General features: G+C 68.0%; 19 protein-coding genes and 1 tRNA gene. 8 read left to right on the top strand and 12 right to left on the bottom strand.

The features are described from left to right. The first annotated feature begins 24 nt into the window (after nt 1-24). The 3 genes from ACZ61C_RS15090 to ACZ61C_RS15080 all read left to right on the top strand — a co-directional run bounded on the left by ACZ61C_RS15090 (nt 25) and on the right by ACZ61C_RS15080 (nt 2,581). A complete protein-coding gene (locus tag ACZ61C_RS15090; RefSeq protein WP_465306853.1) occupies nt 25-957 on the top strand; it encodes a hypothetical protein in 933 nt (310 codons plus the stop codon). Between the two features lie 275 nt (nt 958-1,232). After that, nucleotides 1,233-1,559 carry a DUF742 domain-containing protein gene (locus ACZ61C_RS15085; RefSeq protein WP_465306851.1) on the top strand — a complete coding sequence of 109 codons (327 nt, stop codon included), beginning with the start codon at nt 1,233-1,235 and terminating at the stop codon, nt 1,557-1,559. A gap of 17 nt (nt 1,560-1,576) precedes the next feature. After that, on the top strand, nt 1,577-2,581 hold the full coding sequence (locus ACZ61C_RS15080; protein ID WP_465306849.1) for a cation diffusion facilitator family transporter: 1,005 nt from the start codon (nt 1,577-1,579) through the stop codon (nt 2,579-2,581). Nucleotides 2,582-2,586: 5 nt separating this feature from the next. Here the strand turns inward: ACZ61C_RS15080 and ACZ61C_RS15075 are convergent, their stop codons facing one another. The 3 genes from ACZ61C_RS15075 to ACZ61C_RS15065 all read right to left on the bottom strand — a co-directional run bounded on the left by ACZ61C_RS15075 (nt 2,587) and on the right by ACZ61C_RS15065 (nt 8,468). Then, nucleotides 2,587-3,276 (bottom strand): CAP domain-containing protein, encoded by a 690-nt coding sequence (locus ACZ61C_RS15075; RefSeq protein ID WP_465306847.1) that lies wholly within the window; start codon nt 3,274-3,276, stop codon nt 2,587-2,589. Nucleotides 3,277-3,430: 154 nt separating this feature from the next. Next, nucleotides 3,431-7,891: a DUF7507 domain-containing protein gene (locus tag ACZ61C_RS15070; protein ID WP_465306846.1), complete on the bottom strand. Its 4,461-nt coding sequence runs from the start codon at nt 7,889-7,891 to the stop codon at nt 3,431-3,433. A gap of 106 nt (nt 7,892-7,997) precedes the next feature. Beyond that, on the bottom strand, nt 7,998-8,468 hold the full coding sequence (locus ACZ61C_RS15065; RefSeq protein ID WP_465306844.1) for a MarR family transcriptional regulator: 471 nt from the start codon (nt 8,466-8,468) through the stop codon (nt 7,998-8,000). Between the two features lie 73 nt (nt 8,469-8,541). Here ACZ61C_RS15065 and ACZ61C_RS15060 point away from each other — a divergent pair, with 73 nt between their 5' ends. Then, nucleotides 8,542-9,738: an FAD-dependent oxidoreductase gene (locus tag ACZ61C_RS15060; RefSeq protein WP_465307050.1), complete on the top strand. Its 1,197-nt coding sequence runs from the start codon at nt 8,542-8,544 to the stop codon at nt 9,736-9,738. Here ACZ61C_RS15060 and dcd read toward each other — a convergent pair. Together dcd and ACZ61C_RS15050 are read right to left on the bottom strand one after the other, a co-directional pair. Beyond that, nucleotides 9,735-10,316, bottom strand: coding sequence for a dCTP deaminase (dcd, locus tag ACZ61C_RS15055; RefSeq protein WP_465306842.1), 582 nt, complete (start codon nt 10,314-10,316; stop codon nt 9,735-9,737). The genes ACZ61C_RS15060 and dcd overlap by 4 nt on opposite strands. 23 nt (nt 10,317-10,339) lie before the next feature. Next, nucleotides 10,340-11,533, bottom strand: coding sequence for an oxygenase MpaB family protein (locus tag ACZ61C_RS15050; RefSeq protein ID WP_465306840.1), 1,194 nt, complete (start codon nt 11,531-11,533; stop codon nt 10,340-10,342). 110 nt (nt 11,534-11,643) lie between these two features. Here ACZ61C_RS15050 and ACZ61C_RS15045 point away from each other — a divergent pair. Together ACZ61C_RS15045 and ACZ61C_RS15040 are read left to right on the top strand one after the other, a co-directional pair. Next, nucleotides 11,644-11,714: transfer RNA gene (locus ACZ61C_RS15045), tRNA-Gly, on the top strand. Nucleotides 11,715-11,909: 195 nt separating this feature from the next. Then, nucleotides 11,910-14,720 (top strand): COR domain-containing protein, encoded by a 2,811-nt coding sequence (locus tag ACZ61C_RS15040; protein WP_465306838.1) that lies wholly within the window; start codon nt 11,910-11,912, stop codon nt 14,718-14,720. A 3-nt stretch (nt 14,721-14,723) separates the two neighbouring features. Here ACZ61C_RS15040 and ACZ61C_RS15035 read toward each other — a convergent pair whose 3' ends face one another. The 3 genes from ACZ61C_RS15035 to ACZ61C_RS15025 form a co-directional block, all read right to left on the bottom strand. Beyond that, nucleotides 14,724-15,920 (bottom strand): RNA polymerase sigma factor, encoded by a 1,197-nt coding sequence (locus ACZ61C_RS15035; protein WP_465306836.1) that lies wholly within the window; start codon nt 15,918-15,920, stop codon nt 14,724-14,726. Continuing rightward, nucleotides 15,917-16,267, bottom strand: a complete 351-nt coding sequence (locus ACZ61C_RS15030) for a YciI family protein (protein ID WP_465306834.1) — start codon at nt 16,265-16,267, stop codon at nt 15,917-15,919. Before ACZ61C_RS15030 ends, ACZ61C_RS15035 begins: the two co-directional genes overlap by 4 nt. A 135-nt stretch (nt 16,268-16,402) precedes the next feature. Then, nucleotides 16,403-17,053, bottom strand: a complete 651-nt coding sequence (locus ACZ61C_RS15025) for a hypothetical protein (protein ID WP_465306832.1) — start codon at nt 17,051-17,053, stop codon at nt 16,403-16,405. A gap of 87 nt (nt 17,054-17,140) precedes the next feature. Between ACZ61C_RS15025 and ACZ61C_RS15020 the strand changes: the two genes are divergently transcribed. Together ACZ61C_RS15020 and ACZ61C_RS15015 are read left to right on the top strand one after the other, a co-directional pair. After that, nucleotides 17,141-17,518: a nitroreductase family deazaflavin-dependent oxidoreductase gene (locus ACZ61C_RS15020; RefSeq protein ID WP_465306830.1), complete on the top strand. Its 378-nt coding sequence runs from the start codon at nt 17,141-17,143 to the stop codon at nt 17,516-17,518. An 8-nt stretch (nt 17,519-17,526) separates the two neighbouring features. After that, entirely contained in the window at nt 17,527-18,051 is a 525-nt protein-coding gene (locus ACZ61C_RS15015; RefSeq protein WP_465306828.1) for a GNAT family N-acetyltransferase, read from the top strand. Here ACZ61C_RS15015 and ACZ61C_RS15010 read toward each other — a convergent pair. The 4 genes from ACZ61C_RS15010 to ACZ61C_RS14995 form a co-directional block, all read right to left on the bottom strand. Beyond that, nucleotides 18,044-18,370 carry an MmcQ/YjbR family DNA-binding protein gene (locus ACZ61C_RS15010; protein ID WP_465306826.1) on the bottom strand — a complete coding sequence of 109 codons (327 nt, stop codon included), beginning with the start codon at nt 18,368-18,370 and terminating at the stop codon, nt 18,044-18,046. The two genes, ACZ61C_RS15015 and ACZ61C_RS15010, sit on opposite strands and share 8 nt — an antisense overlap. 37 nt (nt 18,371-18,407) lie before the next feature. Then, entirely contained in the window at nt 18,408-20,102 is a 1,695-nt protein-coding gene (locus ACZ61C_RS15005; RefSeq protein ID WP_465306824.1) for a bifunctional metallophosphatase/5'-nucleotidase, read from the bottom strand. 114 nt (nt 20,103-20,216) lie between these two features. Continuing rightward, the gene (locus ACZ61C_RS15000) at nt 20,217-20,996 is read right to left on the bottom strand and encodes an alpha/beta fold hydrolase (RefSeq protein WP_465306822.1); all 780 of its coding nucleotides are present in this window, start codon (nt 20,994-20,996) and stop codon (nt 20,217-20,219) included. 51 nt (nt 20,997-21,047) lie between these two features. Then, the gene (locus ACZ61C_RS14995; protein ID WP_465306820.1) at nt 21,048-22,127 is read right to left on the bottom strand and encodes a Gfo/Idh/MocA family protein; all 1,080 of its coding nucleotides are present in this window, start codon (nt 22,125-22,127) and stop codon (nt 21,048-21,050) included. Nucleotides 22,128-22,282 lie beyond the last annotated feature (155 nt).

Genomic DNA, 22,282 nt, shown 5'->3' with positions numbered 1-22,282 from the left:
CGCCGTCCGCCCGACGATGCGGGAATGCGAAAGTCCGCGGCCCTCACCCTGGCGATCCTCGCCCCGTTCACGGCCGAGTTCCTGCTCGCCGACCAGTACCTCGCCGGCCCGCCCGAACTGGGGCAGCAGCTCGGCATGTTCGCCCTTTACGTCGCCTTCTACGGCGCGGCGGCGCTGCTGATCCGCGAAGCCGCCCGCCGCCGGGGCCGCGGCTGGCCCACGATCCTCACGCTCGCCCTCGCGTTCGGCGTCTTCGAAGAAGGCCTGCTGACGCAGACGCTGTTCAACCCGTACTACCTCGGCCTGGACCTGCTGACACCCGGGCACATCGCCTGGCTCGGCATCGGCGCGCCGTGGACGGTCTACGTGCTGACCCTGCACGTCGTGTGGAGCATCGGCGCGCCGATCGCGGTCGCCGAGGCGCTCTTCGGCCGCGAACCTTGGCTGAAGAAGGTCGGCCTGAGCCTCTGGAGCGTGTCGCTGGTCGTCGGCGCCGTCGCCACCTTCGCCATCACCTACTCCTTCGCGCCCTTCGTCGCACCCGTCGCGCAGCTCGCCGGGGCCGCCGTGGTCGCCGTCACGCTGGTCGTCGTGGCGTTCCGGTTCCGCTCGCCGGTCTGGACGTCGACGCCGGGCAACCCCTGGGTCGCGCTCGCCCTGGGCGTCGGCGCGAGCAGCGCGTTCCAGATCCTGCGCAGTCTGGACGTCCACCCTTGGCTGCTCGTCGGACTGCTCCTGGCGCTCGAAGCGATCACCGCCGTCGTGGTCCTGCGGCTGCGCCCGCCCGCGTTTCCGCTGGCCGCGGGAGCGGTGGTGACCTATTGCTGGCTGGGCATGAAAACGACCATTCCCTACGGCACGATCGCCATTGTCGAGCAGTCGGCCCTCATTCTCGTAGCCGTGGCACTACTGGTTGTCACCAGTCGATCAAGGCGTCCACTAGCTGGGAATTCGTAGCGGCAATCGATTACTGCCACAATGTCCGCGATATTCACTGAAATGGCCTATCAGGCAAAGGACAAACAGTGGCCTGAAGACTGGACAACGGGCGTATCCTGGCCTTTCCCTCGCCGCCAACGCTGCCAGCGAGGCAAATTCGGCGATCACGGAATCAGGGGGCAGCGAGGATGGGCGAGGACCTGCGGACCGGGGAAGATTCCCGCCCCGCCACCGGCCGGCACGCCCTTCGCGGCACCCCAGCCCTCGATCACGTTCCCAGCCAGCGGACGCTCGTGCGTCCCTACGTGCTGACGCGCGGCCGCACGCAGTCGCGGCGCCACCTGGCGATCGAAGCCATGGTTTCGACGCGGGCCGGCGCCCACTGGAACGGCGCCCGGCTGACCGGTGAGTTCCGTTCGGTCCGCTCGATCTGCCACCACCCGCGCTCGGTCGCCGAGGTCGCCGCGCGGCTCAGCGTCCCGCTCGGCGTCGCCCGGGTGCTGCTCGACGACATGGCCGACCAGGGCCTGGTGACGATCCACGACACACGCGTGAACACCGACGGCCGTCCGGCCGTGGCGCTCATGGAGCGCGTGCTGCACGGCCTGCGCCGCCTCTGACCATTACGCTCACCACCGTGAGCGAGGAACCCGAAAAGCCCGGTGGCGAAAGCACGCTGACCGTCCTGCTCGCCGGCGGGGTGAACCTGGCGATCGCGATCATGAAGCTGATCGCGGGCATCATCACCGGCTCGGGCGCGATGCTGTCCGAAGCGGCCCACTCCGTGGCGGACACCTTCACCGAAGTCCTGCTGCTGACGGCGTTGAAGCGCTCCGACCGCCCGGCCGACCGCGTGCACCCCTTCGGGTACGGCAAGGAGCGCTACTTCTGGTCGCTGCTCGCCGCGGTGTCGATCTTCGCGTCGGGTTCGATGTTCGCGCTCTACGAGGGCGTTTCGACGCTGTTCGGGCACGGTGAGGCGCAGAGCACGTCGATCCTCAGCTACATCGTGCTGGCCGTGGCGTTCCTGCTCGAAGGCACGTCGTGGGTGCAGGCCGTGCGCCAGACCGTCCGGGAGTCCAAAGCGGAAAACCGGTCATTCTGGGCGTACCTCCGCCTGATCGACGACCCGACACCGAAGACCGTGCTCTTCGAGGACTCCGCGGCGCTGATCGGCCTCATCGTCGCGTTCGCCGGCATCGGCCTGCACCAGCTCACCGGTTCGGAGGTCTGGGACGGCCTCGCGTCGATCATCATCGGCGTGCTGCTCGCCTTCGTCGCGTACCTGCTCGGGCGGACCAACCGCGGCCTGCTCATCGGCCGCCAGGCCAACCCGGAGATCGTCCGCGGCGTCCGTGACCACCTCTCGGCCGCGCCGGAGATCGAGGCCGTCGTCGACCTGCAGACGATGCTCATGGGCACCGACCAGGTCCTGGTCTGCACCCGCGTCGACTTCGACGACTCGCTCGGCGCCGCCGACGTCGAACACGCCTGCGTCCGGATCGCGGCCGAACTGACCCAGACGTTCAACGACGTCACGGAGGTGTTCATCGAGCCGGTGCCGCGGTCGGATCCCGACCTGCGGGCGACCGTGCTGGCTCGGTACGGCGACATCGCGGAGCGGTGGAACAACCCGGCTTAGGCGCCTCAGTAGCCGAAGTCCTGCACCCAGTAGTTGCCCGCCTTGGTGAAGCCGACGCCGAGCTTCGTGAGCGAGCAGTTCAGGATGTTCGCGCGGTGGCCCTCGGAGTTCATCCAGGAGTCCATGACCTGTGCCGCGGACGTCTGGCCCTTCGCGATGTTCTCCGCGCCCGGCTTCGGGTTGCCGGCGTTCTTGATGCGCTGGTCGAAGGTGACGCCCTCGGGGTTGGTGTGGGAGAAGAAGTTGCGCGCCGACATGTCGTCGCTGTAGTCCTGCGCGGCCTTCGTCAGGTGCGACTCCTCGGCCAGCGCCTTGCAGCCCGCCTGGGCGCGCTCGTTGTTGACGAGGTTGATGACCTGCTCGGCGACCGAAGAGGCAACCCGCGCGGCGGCCTTGGTGCTCGGCGGCGGCGCGGCCTCGGAAGTCGTCGGCGGGGGCGCGGAGGTCTCGGTCGGGGTCGGCGTCGGCGTCGCACTGGACGACGGCGCCGGCGTTTCGGCCGAAGGCTGCTTCGTCGTGGAGGCCTGGCCACCGGCGAGGTCGGTGCCGCTGCCGCCACCGGAGGCGCCGGGCGCGTCGGGGAGCACCAGGGCCGCGGCGCCGAGCTCAGCGGTGTTTCCTTCGGCGGTGGCCATCCAGGTGCCTGTCGCGGCGGAGAAAACGCCGAGCAGCACACTGAGTGACACCATCACCACGCGAGCACGTTCACCAATGGGGGACACGGCGCGAGAACGTATCACGGAACGATTACAGCGAGAACCCTACGAACGCACTGGTCACATTCTTCGGCCCGCCGTTCGCCGACGGACACGGAACCCGCGGCAATCGGGCGCTCCAGCGTTACTCCATTCAGCCGCTCCGGACTTTGAAGGTCGCCTCGCCGGACGCGCTCACGGGACGCCCGGTCGGATCTTGCCCGGTGACGGTCGCCCTGCTCGTGAAGCCTTCCTGACCGGCGATCATCGTGCAGGTGTAGGTGATTTCCCCGTCCGCGGCCAGCTCGGGAGTGGTGCGCCCACAGGACGGCGTGTGGTCGTCCACGACGGACACGGCGGCGAGCGGCACGTCGCCGGTGTTCTTGACCAGAACGCTGAAGGTGACGGTTTCGCCCGGGCGGACTTCGAAGGGAGCCGCGTCCTTCATGACCGCGATCTCGGGGTGGACGACGTCGATTTTCGTGATGACGGTCGATTGCACTGAGCGACCGGTCGGATCCATTCCGGTCACTTCGGCGGTGGTCGAGAAATCGTCGTCCGGCGCTTTGCGGGTGCAGGTGTAGGTCTGCGCTTGGTGGGTTTCGAGCTTGTCGAAGCTCTTCGCGCAGGCGGGCTCGTCGGTGACCTGGACGGCGGTCAGGGGAACGTCGCCGCTGTTCGTCACGGTGATGGTGAAGGTGACTTCGTCGCCTACGCGGACTGTGGCGGGCTTCGCGTCCTTCGTTATTTCTACATTCGGGTGGATGACGTCGATTTTCGCGTCACCCTTGGCGGTGACCGGCGGTCCGATCGGCGCTTCCGCGGTTGCTTCGGCGGTGCTGGTGACGTCGTCCTTCGGGGCTGTGGTCTTGCAGTCGTACGTCTGGGATTCCCGGACTTCGAGTTTGTCGAAGGTCTTGGCGCAAGCGGGCTCGTCGGCGATTTTGACGGCGGTCAGGGGGACGTCACCGGTGTTGGTGACGGTGATCGTGAAGGTGACTTCGTCGCCTTGACGGACTGTGCCGGGCTTCGCGTCCTTGGTGATCCGCAGGCTGGGGTGCTGAACGGTGAAGGCGGCGTCGTCGGTTGCGCTGACCTGGCGTTTCGTCGGATCGGTGCCGGTTGCGGTGGCTGAGCTCACGAAATTGTCGGTGCCCGCGTTTACCGTGCAGGAGTGGCGCTGGAGGGCGTCGGGAGGGAGGGTGCCGATGGTCAGAGCGCACGCCGGAGTGCGGCTGTCCACAAGGGACACATCGGTCAGTGGGACGTCCCCGGTGTTGGTGACGACGAGGGTGAAGGTGACGGTGTCGCCGACCCGCACCTGAGCGGGTGCGGCGTCATCCGTGACGGCGATTGCCGGGTGGATGACGTCCACGGGCACCTCGGCAGCGCCGGTCACCGTCCGGTTCGTGGCGTCAGTGCCGGTGACCCGCGCGGCGGCGGCGAAGTCGGCTCCGCCGGCGGTCTGGGTGCAGGTGTAGGTCTGCTTTGCTTGCGGTTCGAAGGTGCCGAGAGCTTTGGCGCATGCCGGTGCGCCTTGGTCGGCAACGGAGACGTCGCGGAGCAGGCTGTCACCGGTGTTGGTGACGGTGATCGTCGAGGTCACGGTGTCGCCCTCGCGCACCATCGCGCGGTCAACGGTCCTGCCGATGGTGATGGCGGGATGGATGACGTCGATGCCTGCGGTCCCCGTGGCGGCGACCGCAGGTCCGACGGGCGGAGTGGCGGTGACCTGCACGGCGGCGGTGACGTCGTCGGCGGGAGCGGTGAGGCTGCAGGCGAAGTCCTGGGTGGCGCCGGGCTCGAGGGAGCCGTCGAGGAGTTGGGCGCAGCCGGTGGCCCGCGCCTGCGGACCGGTGGCTCGTGGAGTCGCGGCCGTAGGGCCGGAGGCTCGGGAGTCTGGGCGCGCCCCCGCCACTTGAGGCACGTCCGCGACCCGCACCCCCGTCAACGGCACGTCACCGGCATTGCGCACCGCAATCCGCAGCGGCACGACATCGCCCTCCCGGAACGGGCCGCCCGTTACCGTGGCCGTGATCGCCACCGCCGGGTGCTGCACCACGAACGCGGCCTCCGCGGTTGCCGTCACGGGCCGATCGGTCGGATCCGTCCCGGTCACCACCGGACGGTTCGTGAGCCCGGCCGCGCCCGCGACAGTCGTGCACGTGTACGCCTGCGTCGCCTGCGGCGCCAGCACACCCAGCGGCTTCGCGCACCCAGCGACCTCGTCCGCGACCGCCACCCCGGTCAGCGGCACGTCGCCCGTGTTGGTCGCGGTGATCGTCCAGGTCACCGTGTCGCCTTCGCGGACCTGCGCGGGCGAAGCCTGCGCGGCGAGCGCCACCCCCGGGTGGATGACGTCGACCACGGCGTCGTCGGTGACCTTCACCGTCCGGCCGAGCTGGTCCTGGCCCGAGGCCACCGCGGTGTTGGTGAAGTCGTCGGCCGGCGCCGGCGTGGTGCAGGTGTACGTCTGCCTGCTCCGCGGCGGCAACGCGCCGATCGTCTTGGCGCACGCCGGCGTGTGGTCGTCCGTGACCGCGACCTCCGTCAGCGGCGCGTCACCGGCGTTGGCGACCGTGATCGTGAACGTGATCAGGTCGCCGGCCCGCACGACGCCGGGCGTGGCGTCCTTCGTGAGCGTCAGCGCCGGGGTGATCACCGTGACGGTCGCCGACGCGCTCGCGCTCACGGGCCGGCCGGCCAGGTCGGTGCCGGTCGCGGTCACGCGGGACGTCGTTGTCGACGACGGGTTCGCCGTGCACGTGTACGTCTGCGTCGCGCCCGCGGCCAGGCCATCGAGCGTGCGCGAGCACGACGTTGTCGTGTCGTCGGTGACCTTGACCGGCGCGAGCGGGCTGTCGCCGGTGTTCTTCACCGCGACGGTGAACGTGACGGCGTCACCCGCGTGGATCACCGGCGGCGCCACGGTCTTGGTGACCTCGATCGCGGGCGCGATCGTCGGCGCCGGCGCGTCCGCGGTCGCGCTCACCTGCTTGCCGAGCTCGTCGGTGCCCGCGACGCCGGCGGTGTTGACACCGTCGGCGATCGGGGCGCGCGCCGTGCACGTCAGCGTGCGGCTTTCGCCGGGCGCAAGCGATCCGGCCAACGGCTGCGCGCACGACGGCGTCTTCGTGTCGGTCACCTGGAAGCCGCCGAGACCGGTGTCGCCGGTGTTCGTGGCCCTGATCGTGAACGTCGCGGTGTCGCCGGCGCGGTAGGCGGGCTTGTCGGCCGTCTTCGTGAGGCCGAGCGCCGGGTGGATGACGTCGACGTGCGCCGACGCGACGCCGTCGAGCGGCTCGCCGGGTCCGCTCGTGCCGGTGACCTTCGCGGTGTTCGTGAAGTCGTCGGCGGGCGCGGGGCCGGTGCAGGTGTAGTCGACCGTCTGGCCCGGGGCGAGTGTCCCGAGCGGCTTCGCACACCCCGGGACGGCGTCGTCGGCGACCCGCACGTCGGACGCCGGGACGCTCGCGGGGTTCGCCACGGTGACGGCGAAGGTCACCGGGTCGCCGGCGTGCGCCTTCGGCTGCTTCGTGTGCAACGCGATCTGGAGCTCGGGCACCGGCACCGAGAACGCCAGGTTCTGCGCGAGATAAGTGTCGCCGCTGGTCACGAAGCCGAGCTTCGCGCTCGTCGCGCCGGCGGGGATGGTGTCGACGTTGAACGCCTTCGCGTCCACGCTGAAGTTGTTCTTCACGCCCGGCGCCGCGGCGTTGTCGGCGTTCGAGACGAAGAAGTTCGACGTCCCGCCGGTCGCCGGCTCGGCGGCCGGGACACCGTCGACGAGGAACTGGTCGCCGGAGCCGCCCCAGTCGCCGTCGTACGCGGTGACGCCGATGTGCGCGTCGGCGGCCGCGGCGCGGAAGCCCGTGACCGTCGTTTCGGTGGGGACGTCGGTGGGCTGGACGTGCCCGTCGTAGACGACCACCTTGCGCTTGTTCGGCGCGTAGTCGGCGTTGCGCTCCGGGTAGGCGTAGACGAGCGCGAGCGACCAGCCGCCCGCGCAGTCGAAACCCTTGGGAGCCCAGACATTGCCGACCGTCACGGCGAGCGCCGCCCCGGTCGGCGCGGCGGCGAACTGGCCGGTCACGTCAGCGTGCGCCGAGTAGTACTGCCCCGGCTCTTCGGCGAACCCCGTCGGCGCGACGTCGACGGGTTTTCCGCTGCCGACCGAAAGCCGGACGTTCTGCGTGGCAGGCGCCCCCGGCGGCAGCACCGCGGGCGCGCCCTCGCGCGAGCCGCACGTCTTCGCGGTGGTGTTGCCCGCCCAGTTCAGCCGGGCGAACACGATCTTCGCGCCGGGCGGGATGCGCACCGACGCGCTGGCCGAGTCGAACGTCGCCGCGTCCGTGTCGACGTCCGCCCACTGCATGAAGAAGTCGTCGTTGGCCAGGGTGTCCTTGCGGTCCGCGGTGTTCGCGCACGCGGCGGGCGTGGCCACCGCCGCGCCCGCCGGCGCGCCGTCCGCCGCGACGGGGCAGCGCATGACGCCGTTGCCCGCGTACAGGAAGTCTCCGTAGACGACGCCGTCGTAGCCCACCTTGAACGGCGGATCGGCGGCCGCTCCCGCCGACGGCACGAGGGCCGAGGCCAAGAAGACCAGTGCCAGCACGATAACCAGGCGAAGCGGTCTTGCGGGCAACAGCACTCCTTGCCACCTCCGGGGCCGAGACGACCTTCCGGAGCCTGGCACGAGAGCGGGCCGGGCGCCTCTACCTTCACCCGTCCGTGGAGCCGGTCAGCCTCGCCGTCGACTCGTGGGTGATGGCCGTGGCCGTCTCGACGAACCCGATCACCGTGCGGAGCTCGTCGTCGCTGTAGCGGTCGCAAAGCTCGTACATGCGCTTGACGAGGTGGTCCCACAGGTGGATGCCGCTCGCGATGGCCTGTTCGTCCAGCGCGATCAGGACCCGGCGGCGGTCGTCCGGGTGCGGACGGCGGTTGACGATGCCCTTGCGCTCCAGCCGGTCGATCATCGCCGTCACCGACGCCGGCGCCAGGCCGGACAGCCGCGTCAGCTCCTTCGGCGTCTGCGGCCCGAACCGCGCGAGGTAGTCCAGCACCTTGCTGTCGACCGCCGACAGGCCCCGCGTCTCGGAGATCGCGGTGTGGAACATGACCGTCTCCGTCGACAGCTCACGGGACCTGAGCAGGACTTCTTCGACCAGGTGCGCTCGCTCACTTGACACAGCGCCCAGCCTAGCCCACTCTTTAGTTCGACAGAACGAATTAGTTTCTAAGAGTTTCGAGGGGATGAACGAGATGACCAAGGCGCTGATCATCGGGGGCGGCATCGCGGGCACGATCACGGCCATCGCGCTGCACGAGGCCGGGCACAAGCCGGTGCTGTTCGAGGCGTACGACCGCGGGGCCGAGGGGGTCGGCGCGTTCCTCACGCTGGCGGTCAACGGCCTGGACGCGCTGCTGCCGCTCGGCCTGAAGGACGTCGTCAAGAGCACCGGCTTCGACTCGCCACGCATGTCGATCGGCCTCGGCAACGGCACCCGGCTGGCCGAGTTCCCGCTCGGCGGCACGCTGCCGGACGGCACCGTCAGCCAGACTGTGCTGCGCTCCGACCTCTACGTCGCCCTCCGCGACGAGGCCGCGCGACGCGGGATCCACGCCGAGTACGGCAAACGCCTGATCGGCGCGAGCCAGACGTCTTCGCAGGTCAGGGCGGATTTCTCGGACGGCTCGCACGCCGACGGCGACCTCCTGATCGGCGCCGACGGCCTCCGTTCGCGGGTCCGCACGATCATCGACCCGGACGCGCCGTCACCGCGGTACGTGCCACTGCTCAACACCGGCGGGTTCGCCGAAGGCCTGTCCCTGCCGGACGAGCCCGGCGTGCTGAACATGGTCTTCGGCAAGCGCGTGTTCTTCTGCCACGTCGTCAGCCCGATGGACGGCCGCGTCTGGTGGTTCGCGAACCCGGCCCGCAAGACCGAGCCGACGGCGTCCGAGCTGGCCACGCTCGCCGGCGAGAAGCTGCGCACCGAACTGCTGCACCTGGTGGCGCCCGACCGGACGCCGGCCGCGGAGATCATCCGCGCGACCCGCGAGGTCTACCCGGCGTGGCCGACGTTCGACTTCCCGACGGTCCCGGTCTGGCACCGCGGCCGCATGGTGATCATCGGCGACGCGGCGCACGCGACGTCACCGGCGGCGGGCCAGGGCGCGTCGATGGCCATCGAAGACGCCGTCACGCTGGGCAAATGCCTGCGGGACGTGCCGGACATCGAGCGCGCGCTGAGCACGTACGAGGGCCTGCGGCGCGAGCGCGTCGAGGCCGTTGTCGCGGCGGGGAAGCGCAACGGCGACGACAAGGTGATCGGCCCGGTCGGGCGCGTCGTCCGCGACTTCTTCATCAAGCGGGCGTTCTCGAAGCCGTTCGACGAGGACCCGAACGCCTTCATGTGGAACCACCGGATCGACTGGGACGAGAAGATCGCGGCCTAGCGCCAGGTGTCGACGCGGTGGAAGTTCTTGTACGCCCGGCTCGGGGTCGGGCCGCGCTGCCCCTGGTAGCGGGACCCGGCCTCACTCGAGCCGTAGGGGAACTCGGCCGCGCTCGACAGGCGGAAGATGCACAGCTGGCCGATCTTCATGCCCGGCCAGAGCGTGATCGGCAGGTTCGCGACGTTCGACAGTTCCAGGGTGATGTGCCCGGAGAAGCCGGGGTCGATGAACCCGGCGGTCGAGTGCGTGAGAAGCCCGAGCCGGCCGAGCGAGGACTTGCCTTCGAGGCGGCCGGCGAGGTCGTCGGCCAGGGTGACGAGCTCGAACGTCGAGCCGAGGACGAACTCGCCCGGGTGCAGCACGAAGGGCTCGTCGCCCTCCTTCTCGACCATGGAGGTCAGGTCGTCCTGCTGCAGCTGCGGGTCGATGTGGGTGTACTTGCTGTTGTTGAAGACGCGGAAGTACCGGTCAAGCCGGACGTCGACGCTGGACGGCTGGACCATGCCGGCGTCGAAGGGGTCGATGCCGAGCCGGCCGGCTTCGAGCTCTTTGCGGAGGTCACGGTCACTGAGCAGCACGCCGCGAAGCCTATCCGGTGGGTTCAGGCGGCCCGCATGTGCTGCGCGTACGTGGTGTCGGGCGCGAAGAGCTTCTCGAGCCGCCTCACGTACCCGCGGCGCCCGGCCTCACCGATCCGTTCCTGCAGCGCGGTGGCCCCGGGAATGAACCGCCGCACGGTCTCCGCGGCGAAGTTCACCCCGGCGACGGCGACGATCGCGGCCTGCGCGACGGGATCGTTCGGCAGCCCGAGGAAGTCGGCGTTGCTCTTCCCGAGCACCAGCCGGCTGATCGACGAGTGCACGGCGACGGAGACGTGGGAAAGCACCTTCCCGACGGCGCCGCGCCCTTCGCCGACGGCGGCGTTGGCCTCGATCAGCGCTTTGGCGAGCCGCTTCGAGTCGTCGTCGGGGATGAACTCGGTGGCGGCGAGCAGCCAGAGCAGCCGCCAGGCGTCCTCTTCGGAGGTGGGCAGCAGCTCGTCGTCGACGCCCATGAGCCAGCCGATGTAGCGCCAGAGGTGCAGGATGTCGCCGCGTTCGCGCGCGGAGTAGCGGAGGCCGAGCAGCTGCGTGCCGAAGACGTAGACGAGAGAGAAGAGCAGGAGCGTTCCGGCGGTCTGCACCTGGTTGACGGGCTTGTCCCAGGAGGCGTAGTCCCAGTCGTCCCGCCGGTTCATGGCGGCGCGCACATGGGCGTGCACGAGCCGGATCCGCAGTGCGGAGGCGTACCCCTGCGCACCGTGCTTGAGGGCGCCGGGGGTGGTGACGTCGATCCACCAGGCAGCGGTCTCGACGAGGCGACGGGTGGCCTTGTACTCGATCTCGCCGGTCCCGACCAGGGATTTTGTCGCGCGCGAGGCGAGGTAGCCGCCCATGAGCGACATGTCCCCGAGCGGAAAGAGTCCGAGCAGCCCGGCGCGGGTGATCGCTTTGGCGCCCCGCTCGATCCGCTCGTCGTCGACCCAGTAGGGCTTGGCGTCGACCTCGTCGAAGAAGGCCTTCAGCGGCCCTTCAGCGGGAGCGCCACCCTTCAGCGCGTCTTCGAAAAGCTTCCGCCCCTGGCCTTTGGGCTGCTGCGCCATCCAGGTGACAACGTCGTCGGCGAGCCGGTCCTCGACCTGGGCGAACTCCCGGAGCCGGGCGACCTGCCGCTCGTCACCCCGGATGTCCCCGTCGATGAACAGCCGCTGGGCCAGCCGGAACCCGCCTTGCCGGAACAGCTCGGGCTCGTCCATGGCACTCACCTCCGAGGTCGACAACAAGTGTTGTCACTTGACGCGCCGACGTCAAGCAGGGAGGGCCCTGGACAAGGGGATCACGCCGCCGTGTATGCTTGCGGCGCACTGCGGATGTAGTTCAATGGTAGAACATCAGCTTCCCAAGCTGAATACGCGGGTTCGATTCCCGTCATCCGCTCTCCGAAGAAGGCCCAGGGAACAGAGTCCCTGGGCCTTCTTCGTTGAGGGTTGCGGTCGATCGCACTCCAACGCCACCGCCCTGTAACATCTCTCGACCTTCGCGCGACCTCGATCGCACAAGTTCAACGCGAACAGTCGCTACAACAGCCTCGGATGCGCGCCCCAGACCAACAGTAAATGACCAGGAGATGCAATGGCGATCTTCCCCCGCGAGAAGGGCAACGAGAATAACCTCCAGGTCATGATAATGGAAGCCAGGGCGACCGGAAGATTGGCCGTGGCCGATCTTTCGATCTCCAGCACTGAACTTCTCTTTCTCTTCAACGCAGTCGACGAGTTACATTCTCTGAACCTGCGACGCCTGCACAATGCGAACATAGCGTTTGACCTGATTCGAAAAAAGTTCCCGATGCTGCACGTTCTCGAACTTGACACCTGCGGCATAGAGACCTTTCCGTCGGAAATTCTTGATCTTATCAACCTTCGCGAACTGTCCTTGTCAGACAATGCGATCGGGATTCTCCCCGAATCAATAGGCAAACTTGCAAAACTTGAAGTACTCGTCGCCGACGGTTGCGGACTAAAGACGCTACCCGGCCAACTAGTCGAGCTACAAAATCTCAAGGCTCTCGACTTGGCGAATAACAGGCTCAAGAACTCGGCTCGCTACAGCGAATTTCCACTTCCCTCATCGCTGGAAAACCTGCAGCTTTGGGCCAATGGCCTGACTGAAATTCCACCACGCGTCAAAGAGCTCGAAAGCCTGAAGGTGCTCTGCCTGAGCGCACATGGCACCGGCAGTACTCGACGAGCGAGGGCCACTGGCCCAGAGTCTCCCTATGAGGAACCGGAATTCCCCACATCAATGGCCCGGACCATCGGTGTCAGCTCCGGCACTCAACGAATCACTCACATTCCCGAGTGGCTCTTCGACTCCTGCCCGAAACTGCAGTGGATCGACCTGGCCGACAATCTGCTAACATCCATTTCTGAGAATATCGGCAACCTTCGCAACTTGAAAGGCGCAGTACTGCCAGGAAACAAGATTGCCGAGTTTCCACAAGGTTTGCTTGAACTTGAGCAAATCGAGGTTATCGATCTCGCCTCTAATCTGATTGATTCGCTGCCGACGACGTCACCACTGCCACCCAAGCTCAGCTCATTGCACCTGGCCGGCAACGCCCTCCCCTTTCCACCCGAGATCCTTGACCTGCACAGTTCTCCCAGAGCCATATGGAATTACATCCGCGACACATCCGATGCGCGTCCACTCGGAGAGGCAAAACTCCTTGTAGTCGGCGAGGGTTCAGTAGGAAAAACCTCACTCATCAGGCGACTGGTGTCCGGAACGTTCGATTCAGACGAGCGCAAGACCGAGGGGATAGAGATCACTCGTTGGCGCCATGCGTCGACAAGAAACGGCACGGTCACCGTCAACGCATGGGACTTCGGCGGCCAAGAGATAATGCATGCGACACACCAGTTCTTCCTAACAAAACGCAGCGTATACTTGCTCGCACTAGACGCTCGACAAAGCGAAGATCAAAATCGTGTCGAGTACTGGCTGAAGATCATCCAAGGATTCTCCGGCGGATCCCCCGTTATCATTGTAGGCAACAAATGCGAAGGGATCAACCTGGACATCGACCGCCGCGGGCTTCGGCTGAAGTATCCAAACATCATTGCCATATGCGAGACTTCATGCGCCGAAGTTGTCGGCATCGAGGAGCTGGCGGCCGTGATCGCCGAGACAGTCGACAAGCTTCCGCACGTCTGGGATCCGCTTCCGGAGTCATTTTTTAAGGTAAAGGAGTACCTTGAACAACTTCCCGCAGACTATCTTCCGTACAGCGAATACGAAGCCGCCTGCGTGCGCCACGGGGTGACGACGGCCCAGTCACGCGAACTTTTGATTGGTTTCCTGCATGACTTGGGAACAGTTTTGTGCTTCCGCGAAGATCCACGGCTCCGCGACACGAATATCTTGAGCCCCAGATGGGTCACGGGTGGCGTCTATCGGATACTGAATTCGAATCTTGCAGGCCAGTTGAAGGGCTTGCTCGAGTGGCGAAATGTCGACACAATCCTATCCGGCGAAGAGTACCCTCCGAGTTCACGCATCTTCATCGTCGAAATGATGAAGAAGTTCGAGTTATGCTTCGAGTCGGAAGGAATCTTTTTGGTTCCCGATCTCCTTACTAAAGAAGAGCCGGACACCGGAGACTGGGGCGACTCTCTCCGCTTCTCCATCAGGTACGAAGTGCTGCCACTCAGCGTGATGAGCCGCGTGATCGTTCGCATGAACCGGCTGGTAAGCAAAGGAACAGTGTGGCGCACCGGCGCCGTTCTCCGAATGGATCAGAATCGGGCATTGCTCAAAGCGGATCGTGAGGACAGTGTCCTCACGATCCTGGTCAGCGGGCCACAGAAAGGTCGCCGCGGGTTGTTAACAGCGATTCGCGCAGAACTGCGGTCGATCGAAGCGACGATCCCAGGCCTTTCCGGCTCGGAACAGGTTCCCATTTCTGAGCACGACGACGTTTGGGTGCCCTACGACCACCTACTTCGACTGGAGGAAGCGGGACGAACGAGCGTAGTTCCCGAAGGTTTGACCGAAGATTTCTCGATTTCTGCCCTGTTGAGCGGAGTTGAAGAATCAACTGACAGAGCCCTGGTTTCGAGCAAGTCGGCCGGAACACTGTCCGCCAGTGGTATCAACCCCGAAGCTACGACCGAAGCAGCCCCGTGGACCCCGCCGAATGCCATGAAGCTGGGTGGTTTTCTGGTCGTCACGCTCGTCTTGGTCGTGGGTGTGTATGTCGTAGCCGGCTTGCTGGTAGGCACCGGGACTGCGTTGGCAATCGCCGGAGCAGCACTCGTGGCCATGGTCGTGGTGGCCATGGTCGTGCTGAGGTCTGGAGGGCGCATCGGCGAGCAAACTATGTTGAACGGGATCAAGACGGCTCTCAGTAAACCGGATGAATCGAAAGCCGAAGACCGATAGGGCTCAACGCAAGTACGACGACCGGATTCTGCTTCGTAAATGAGCTGTGTGAGCGTCCGGCAACCCGGTTTCCACCGCAAGTCCCAAAGCGTCAGCTGCCGACGGCGAACCCAAGCGGTGCAACAGCTCCGCCCGCGACGCGTGCCACCACGGGTAGTCCTCCAGCCCTGGCAAGGCATCCACCAGAGCCAACCCCGCCGCCGGCCCGTCCCTCTCCGCCACCGCCGCCGCGCGGTTCAGGCGGACCACCGGGGTGTCCTGGATCGACAACAACACGTCGTACCAGGAGATCACCGCGTCCCAGTTCGTCTCCGGGTACGACGGGGCCAGGTCGTGGCACGCCGCGATCGCCGCCTGGACCACGTACGGGTTCGGGATCGACGGTGTCCGGCGCAGGCCGACGCCCACCAGCGCCACACCCTCCTTGATCAGCTCGAAGTCCCACGCCGAACGGTCCTGGTCGGCCAGCAGCACCGGTGCACCCGACGAGAACCGGGCCGCGCGACGCGCGTCCTGCAGCAGCACCAGCGCCAGCAACCCCAGCGCCGTCGGCTCGTCGGGCATTAGCTCGGCCAGCAGGCGGGCCAGGCGGACCGCCTCCGCCAGCAGGGAAACGCGGCCCGTGTAACCCTCGTTGAAGATCAGGTACACCGTCGACGCGACGCCGGCCAGCCGCGCGGGTAGTTCCTCCGCCGAGGGCACGCGGTACGGGATCCGAGCCTGCGCGATCTTCTGCTTCGCGCGCGTCAGACGCTTCGCCATCGTCGCTTCCGGGACCAGCAGCGCCCGGGCCACTTCCGCGGTCGACAGGCCGCCCAACGTCCGGAGCGCCAGCGCCACCTGGGCGTCCAGCGACAACGCCGGGTGACAGCACGTGAAGACGAGCCTCAACAGGTCGTCGCGGACCGAGACCGGGTCCGGGCGCGGGTCGAACGCCGGCATCGCGTCCGCCTCCTTCCCGAGGCGCTTCGCCTCGCGGCGGACGACGTCGACCGCGCGGCGGCGGGCCGCGACCAGCAGCCAGCCGCGCGGATTGTCCGGGACGCCGTCGCGCGGCCACGTCTCCAACGCGCGCACGACGGCGTCCTGGACCGCGTCTTCGGCCAGGTCGACACTGCCGGTGACGCGGACCAGCGTGGCCAGTACCCGGGTGCCCTCGTCCCGGACCAGCCGCGCGACCGCGTCCCCGGCGCCGGTCACTTGCCGAAGTCGACGACCGGCCGGACCTCGATGGCGCCGTCCCAGGCGCCCGGGATCTGCGACGCGACCTTGACGGCTTCGTCGAGGTCGGCGCATTCGAGCAGGTAGAAGCCGGTCAGGGCTTCCTTCGTCTCCGCGTACGGGCCGTCGCTGGTGACGACGTCGCCGCCCTTGCCGCCGGTTACGCGGACCGTCGTGGCGGTCGCCGTCGGGTACAGGGCCGCGCCGCCGCGGATCACGGCCTGCGCGGCCGCGCCGAACTCGTCGTAGTCCTTCATCATGTCCGTGGCCTCGGGCTTGGTCGGGTCGACGTCGGAGGCGTAGATGATTGCGGCGTACTTGGGCATTGCTGCTCCTCACGGGTCCTGACCGGCGCCGATCGCCGGCTTTCACTGTAAGGACGAACGGACGGTGTCGCGCCAGGACACTTGTCGCGGGGAAAGTTGCCGGGCGGGGTGGGACGCATGGGAGCCCGCGCTGCGCTAACCCTCGACGAGCTCCCACTCGGAGTCCGGCGTCTCGCGGTCGTACACCTGGCCCGGCGCCGCCTTCAGCACGGTCCGGACGTCCGGGTACAGGTTCGCGACGTGCTCCAACTCCAGGCCCTCGACCTCGAAGTCCTCCGCCTCCGGGACCTCGAAGCCGACGAACAGCCACGTGCCGTCCTGCTCGCGGACGACCTGGCGGACCGCGCGGGCCGGGGCGCCCGAGCCGGTCGGGATCTCCGTCAGGCCGGTGCTGATCTGGGCTTCGTCGTCCGGGGAGCCCTCGAACTTCCAGGCCGCGCGGCGCTGTGAGAGCAGCCGGATGTCCTCGTCCTCGTCGTCGGAACCCGTCACCGACGAGAGCAGCCACGTGCGGCGCTCGGGGTCCCAGTCGGCGGCCATGCCCGTCGGGAGCCCGGCCAGCGCCGCCAGCTGCGGGAGCAGCTCGAACGCCTCGCGCACCGACATCTTGCCGAAGCTCTCGCGGTTGACGAGCACGTCGTCGGACAGCTCGGTGCCGTCGCTGATGAACCAGTCGTCCTCGTCGTCGAGCACGACGAAGCCCAGCGCGGCCGGATCGTTGACCAGGGCCAGGGCGATGATCACCGGCGCTTCCGGGTCCTGGCGCAGCGGCCATTCGGTCGACATGCGCCATATCCCACCATCGGCGCGGTGCGCGCCGGGAGCCGGGGTCACCCGATCGATTAATTCATCGCTTGTTGATATCGTGGGTCCATGGTGCTGCCCAAAGGACTCGCCCGCTTCAACCGCGTGGTGACCAACCGGATCAACAAGTACGTCGTGAACTGGGCGCCGGGCTTCGGCCTGCTGGTCCACAAAGGACGTAAGTCCGGCAAGGAGTACCGCACGCCGCTGAACGTCTTCCGCGCGGACGACGGCTTTGTCGTCGCGCTCACCTACGGACCTGACACCGACTGGGTGAAGAACGTGCTGGCCGCGGAGAGTTGCACCATCGTCACCCAGCGGAAAAATTACCGCGTGCACTCACCCCGGCTCGTGCATGATGAGTCGCGGCAGGCCATGCCGACCCCGGTCCGGCAGTTCCTCGGCCTGCTCAACGTCGACGACTTCCTGCTGCTGAAGCGGGACTAGGGGGAGAAGTGCTCGAGGGGGAGCTCGTCCGGCTGCGCGCGTTGGAGCCGGAGGACGCGGACAAGATCCACGTGTGGGGGAACGACCCCGAGGTCGGCCGCTGGATGAACAACGGCTACCCGCGGTCGCTCGCGCAGTACCGCAAGCGCGCCGAGGAACGCCCGGTCAACTCCTACGAACTCGTCGTCCTGGGTATCGAAGCCGACGGCAAGCTCATCGGCATCGTCGACCTCCGCGACGCCGAGCCCGAGGTCGGCAACGCGGAGCTGGACATTTACATCGGTGACGCCGAATACCGCAACGGCGGCGGGTACGGCACCGAAGCGCTGCGCCTGATGTGCCGCTACGGTTTCAACTCGATGCGGCTGCACATGATCACGCTCTGGGTCGTCGCCGAGAACGAGCGCGCGCGGCACGTCTACCGCAAGGTCGGGTTCTCCGAAGACGGCCGTCACCGCGAAGCGTTCGTCGCCGACGACGGCACGCGCCACGACATGATCCTGATGAGCATGCTCAAGGGCGAGCTCACGTGAGAAGCCGGCGAGGCGCCTTCAGCCGCCACGCCTCTTCGAGCAGCTCACGCAGCTGATCGACGTCCACCTTCTCCAGGTCGACGATGATCGAGCCGTACCCGTCGTAGTGCGGGGTCGTGAAGAAGGCCGCGTCGCCGGAATCCAGCAACGCGGCCTTCTCGTCCTGCCCGCACATCACGACCAGGCCGCCCTCGGCCTCGGTGCGCAGCCGCGCGAACCCCTTGCCCGCCACCTTCAGGGCGGGCGTGCGGTACCAGGTCGACGCCTCGACCTCGGGCAGTTCCGAGGCCAGGCGCACGACGTCTTCCCAAGTCGTCATGGCTCCATTGTCGCCACGGCGTCTTGGAAAAACCGGACTACGGCAGCTGCGTGATCCGGTCGGCCGCGGGCGGGGCCAGGTTCGGGTGGGCGCCCAGGTACGCGATCAGCGCGTCCAGGTCCACCGGTCCGCCGGCCAGGTTCGTGCCCTTGGTGAACTCGGTGAAGCCGTCCCCGCCCGCGGCGAGGAAGTTGTTCACCGACACGCGGAACGTCGCCGCCGGGTCGACCGGCGTGCCGTTGACCGTGATGTTCGAGACCCGCGAGCCCTGCGGCGCGGACGCCGACCAGCTGTAGTGCAGCGAGCTCGAGATCTGCAGGAACTTCGGGTTCACCCCCGGCGCCCACTGCTGCTCCAGCACGTTCTTCAGGTTCGCGCCGGTCAGCGTGATCGTCTGCATGATGTTCGCGAACGGCTGGACGGTGAACGCCTCGCCGTAGGTCACCACGCCGTCACCCTCGTTGTTCGCGGACGACTTGTACGTCAGGTCGGCGCGGATGCCGCCCGGGTTGGTCATCGCGATGACCGCGTTGTTCGACGTCGTGCCCGCGAGCTGCGCGTCGGCGATGACGTCGCCGAGCGAGGACTCGCCGGCCGGGTTGCCCGCCGCGGGCAGGTCCGCCGTGATCGAGCCGACCGGCTTGTTCGCGATCGGGCCGGACTTCGCCTTGGCGTCGGCGACCAGCGCCGCCACGGCCGGGTCCGGCGTGACCGTGCGGGTGACGATCTCGTTGTGCGCCTGCGTCGCCGACCGGACGACGTCCCGCGTCTTCAGGTTGATCTTCAGGTCCACAACGGACAGCAGCCGGCCGAAGGACGCGCCCTGGATGACCGGGCGCGGCTGGCCGGCCGGGTCGTTGACCACGCAGTTGTACTGCTGGTGGCTGTGGCCGGTGAAGATCGCGTCGACCTTCGGGGACACCGCCTTCGCGATCGCGGTGGCCGGGCCCGGCAGGACGCGGCAGTCGTTCGGGCCCTCGATCTCGGTGCTGTCACCCTGGTGCAGCAGCACGACCTGGGACTTGACGCCGAAGAAGTCGAGCAGGTTCGCCGTGCGGTTGATCGCCTCGACCTCGTCGCCGAACTTCAGGCCCTTGATGGCCTCCGGCGTGACGACGGTCGGCAGGTCCTTCAGCGTCGCGCCGATGACCCCGACCGGCACCCCGCTCTCGAACTTGACGGTGAACGGCAACAAGGCGGGCAGGCCGTTGGTGAAGTACACATTGGACCCGAGGAACGGGAAGTCCGCACCCTTGAACTTCTTGTCGAACTGGCACCCGTCGGTCGGGTGGCAGCCGCCGAACTGCATGCGCTGCAGCTCTTTGTAACCCTCGTCGAACTCGTGGTTGCCGACGACGGACGCGCTCACGCCGAGCTGGTTCAGGAAGTCGATGGTCGGCTCGTCGTGGAACAGCGCCGAGATCACCGGCGACGCGCCGACGTTGTCCCCGGCGGACAGCACGAGCGAGTTGCGCACCTGCGAGCGGAGCTGCTTCACGTGCGTCGCCAGGTATGCGGCGCCACCGGCGTCCACAGTGGTCCCGTCGGACTGCGTGACGCGGCCGCTGGAGCCGGACGGCGGCTCCAGGTTGCCGTGCAGGTCGTTGAACGTGATGATCCGGACGTCGGTGGTGGGGTCCGGGCGCTGGCCCGCGGACGCGGGTGCGGTGGTCACCGCCGTCGTCGCCAGCGCGGCCGCGGCGAGCACCACGAGCCGGGTTGAAAGCCTCATGCGTGAATTCCTCCGATTCGCGCCCAGAGCCCCTCACGGGCGCACGGCGGAGGATTCTGCCTCGCGGAGCAGTCGGCTACCAGGGTCAAAAGACGGACGTAAAGCGAATGTCACCTACTGGCTGCCTTCGAGCAGCACCTTCGCGACCAGCGCCGGATCGTCGTTCATCGGCACGTGCCCGCAGCCCGGCAGCAGCCGGAACGTCCCGTTCGGAGCGACGTTCCGCAGGTCGGCGACGCGCGGCCGGGCGAGGATCCGGTCGTGCTCGGCCCAGGCGATCGTCACCGGGACGCCGGTGACCGGGCCGGTGAAGCGGAAGTCCCCGCGGGACTGCGCGGCGGTCGGCTCGAACCCCGGCGCGGTCGCGAGCGCGTGGGCGTCCTCGACAACGGCGTCCGGCGTCAGCAGGGCCGGCTTCCCGACGATCATGCCGGTCAGCGCCTTGCGCCCGGCCGCCGCCGCCGCGATGCGGCGCACGACGTGCGGGGGTGTGCGCTGGGCGAGCGCGCGGTGGGCCTTGAGCGTGGCGATCGCGTACATCTTCTGCGTCCGGTTCCACAACCCGGCCGGCGACAACGCCGTGACACTGCGGACGAGCCCGGCCTGGCCGAGCGCCAGTGACAGGAGGCCGCCGAGCGAGTTCCCCGCGACGTGCGGGCGGTCCAGGCCCAGCTCGGTGAAGAGCTCCTTGAACATCACCAGCGCGGGCTCGACGCCGTATCCGCCGGCCGGCTCGGGCGACTCGCCGAAGCCGGGCAGGTCGACGGCGATGACGTCACGATGCGGCGTGAGCAGCGGAACCACCGGCGCCCAGGCCTGCCGGCGGTGGCCGATGCCGTGGATCAGCACCAGCGGCTCGCCCCGGCCCGCGCGGTCGTAGACAACGTCGTCCATTACCCGAGAGTAAGTCGGGCGTGGGCGAAAATCTACTACCGCCGGTAACAGTTACTCTGCGTCCGGGTGAACCCGCGTCCCGGTGTCGGCCGACCGCTGGACGGCGTCCAGCACCCGGTGCACGCGCACGGCGTGCGCGAAGTCCGGCAGGTCGCCCTTGAGGTGGCGCGCGTAGGCGTGCGCGACGTTGTAGGACGGCTCGGCGCTGCGCCCGGCCAGCTGCGGCAGCTCGTACCGCGTCGGCACGGAGAGCCGTTCCAGCGTGCCGGTGCGGCTGCCGCGCAAGGTCAGCTTCGCGATCCAGAACAGCGGATCGGCGGCGTTGACGACCAGCGTGCCCTCGGTGCCGTTGATCTCCCAGAGGAAGTCGGTCGCGGGCGACGTCCCGCCGCGCAGGTGCAACGACGCGACCGCGCCGCCGTTCAGCACGCCGGAGACGGCGATCTGGTCGGGCACGGTCATCGGGACGGCGTCGCCGGTGACCTCGTCGCGCACCCGCGGCCGGACGGTCGCCATGGTCGCCGACAGCTCGGTGAAGCCGCCGAGCACCATGGCGAGCGCGTCGGCGGTGTGGGCGAACGGGATGGTCAGCATCGTCGCCCCGCCTTCGGGGTGCAGCTGGTAGTCCCGCCCGGCCCGGACCGACGGGCCCCAGTTCCCGCCGGAGGCGATCAGCGACGTCGAGAGCACGCGGCCGACGTAGCCGTCCTTGATGAGGTCACGCAAGTAGCGCAGCGCCGGCGCGGACCGCCCCTGCAGCCCGACCGCCGTCTGTCCGCTCTTCGCGGCCTCGGCCAGCGCCTGGCTCTCCGCGAGGCTCACGCCGAGCGGCCACTCGCTGAGCACCTGCTTGCCCGCGGCCAGCGCCGGCTCGATCAGCGCCCGGTGCTCGGACACCCGCACCGCGACGACCACCAGGTCGACCTCCGGGTGCCGGGCGAGCTCCCCGGCGTCGCCGAAGGTCAGCGGCACGCCGTACTTCTCCCCGGCCACGCGCGCCGACTCGGCGCTGCTCGCGCTCAGCGCGCGGAGTTCGTAGCCCTCCACCGCGGCCAGCGCGGGCACGTGCGCGGTCGCGGCCCAGCCGCCGTTCGCGCTGAGCCCGACGATGCCGACCCGGACCGGTGCCATGAGCTTTCCTTTCGTTGCCCCGCACAAGACTTCGACGTGCCGAGCGTCGTGGGCATTCCCGCGTGAGCGCAAGCCGCATCCGGTTACGACTGCTTCGTCCCGGCATGACATCGATCACCGCCGTAACAACGCTTCACGCGGTCACGATGTGCCGG

It is taken from the genome of Amycolatopsis sp. NPDC104587, from assembly GCF_055583645.1.
Note: the sequence above shows the minus strand (reverse complement) of the source record. Positions and strands in the feature narration are given on the sequence as shown.

Excerpts from the sequence above, each read along its gene's own strand:
- ACZ61C_RS15040 (WP_465306838.1), top strand. The coding sequence starts at position 11,910 with ATGGCGATCTTCCCCCGCGAGAAGGGCAACGAGAATAACCTCCAGGTC.
- ACZ61C_RS15025 (WP_465306832.1), bottom strand. The coding sequence starts at position 17,053 with ATGTCGACCGAATGGCCGCTGCGCCAGGACCCGGAAGCGCCGGTGATC.
- ACZ61C_RS15005 (WP_465306824.1), bottom strand. The coding sequence starts at position 20,102 with ATGAGGCTTTCAACCCGGCTCGTGGTGCTCGCCGCGGCCGCGCTGGCG.
- ACZ61C_RS14995 (WP_465306820.1), bottom strand. The coding sequence starts at position 22,127 with ATGGCACCGGTCCGGGTCGGCATCGTCGGGCTCAGCGCGAACGGCGGC.
- ACZ61C_RS15000 (WP_465306822.1), bottom strand. The coding sequence starts at position 20,996 with ATGGACGACGTTGTCTACGACCGCGCGGGCCGGGGCGAGCCGCTGGTG.
- ACZ61C_RS15060 (WP_465307050.1), top strand. The coding sequence starts at position 8,542 with ATGACCAAGGCGCTGATCATCGGGGGCGGCATCGCGGGCACGATCACG.
- ACZ61C_RS15030 (WP_465306834.1), bottom strand. The coding sequence starts at position 16,267 with ATGCCCAAGTACGCCGCAATCATCTACGCCTCCGACGTCGACCCGACC.
- ACZ61C_RS15090 (WP_465306853.1), top strand. The coding sequence starts at position 25 with ATGCGAAAGTCCGCGGCCCTCACCCTGGCGATCCTCGCCCCGTTCACG.
- ACZ61C_RS15020 (WP_465306830.1), top strand. The coding sequence starts at position 17,141 with ATGGTGCTGCCCAAAGGACTCGCCCGCTTCAACCGCGTGGTGACCAAC.
- ACZ61C_RS15050 (WP_465306840.1), bottom strand. The coding sequence starts at position 11,533 with ATGGACGAGCCCGAGCTGTTCCGGCAAGGCGGGTTCCGGCTGGCCCAG.
- ACZ61C_RS15010 (WP_465306826.1), bottom strand. The coding sequence starts at position 18,370 with ATGACGACTTGGGAAGACGTCGTGCGCCTGGCCTCGGAACTGCCCGAG.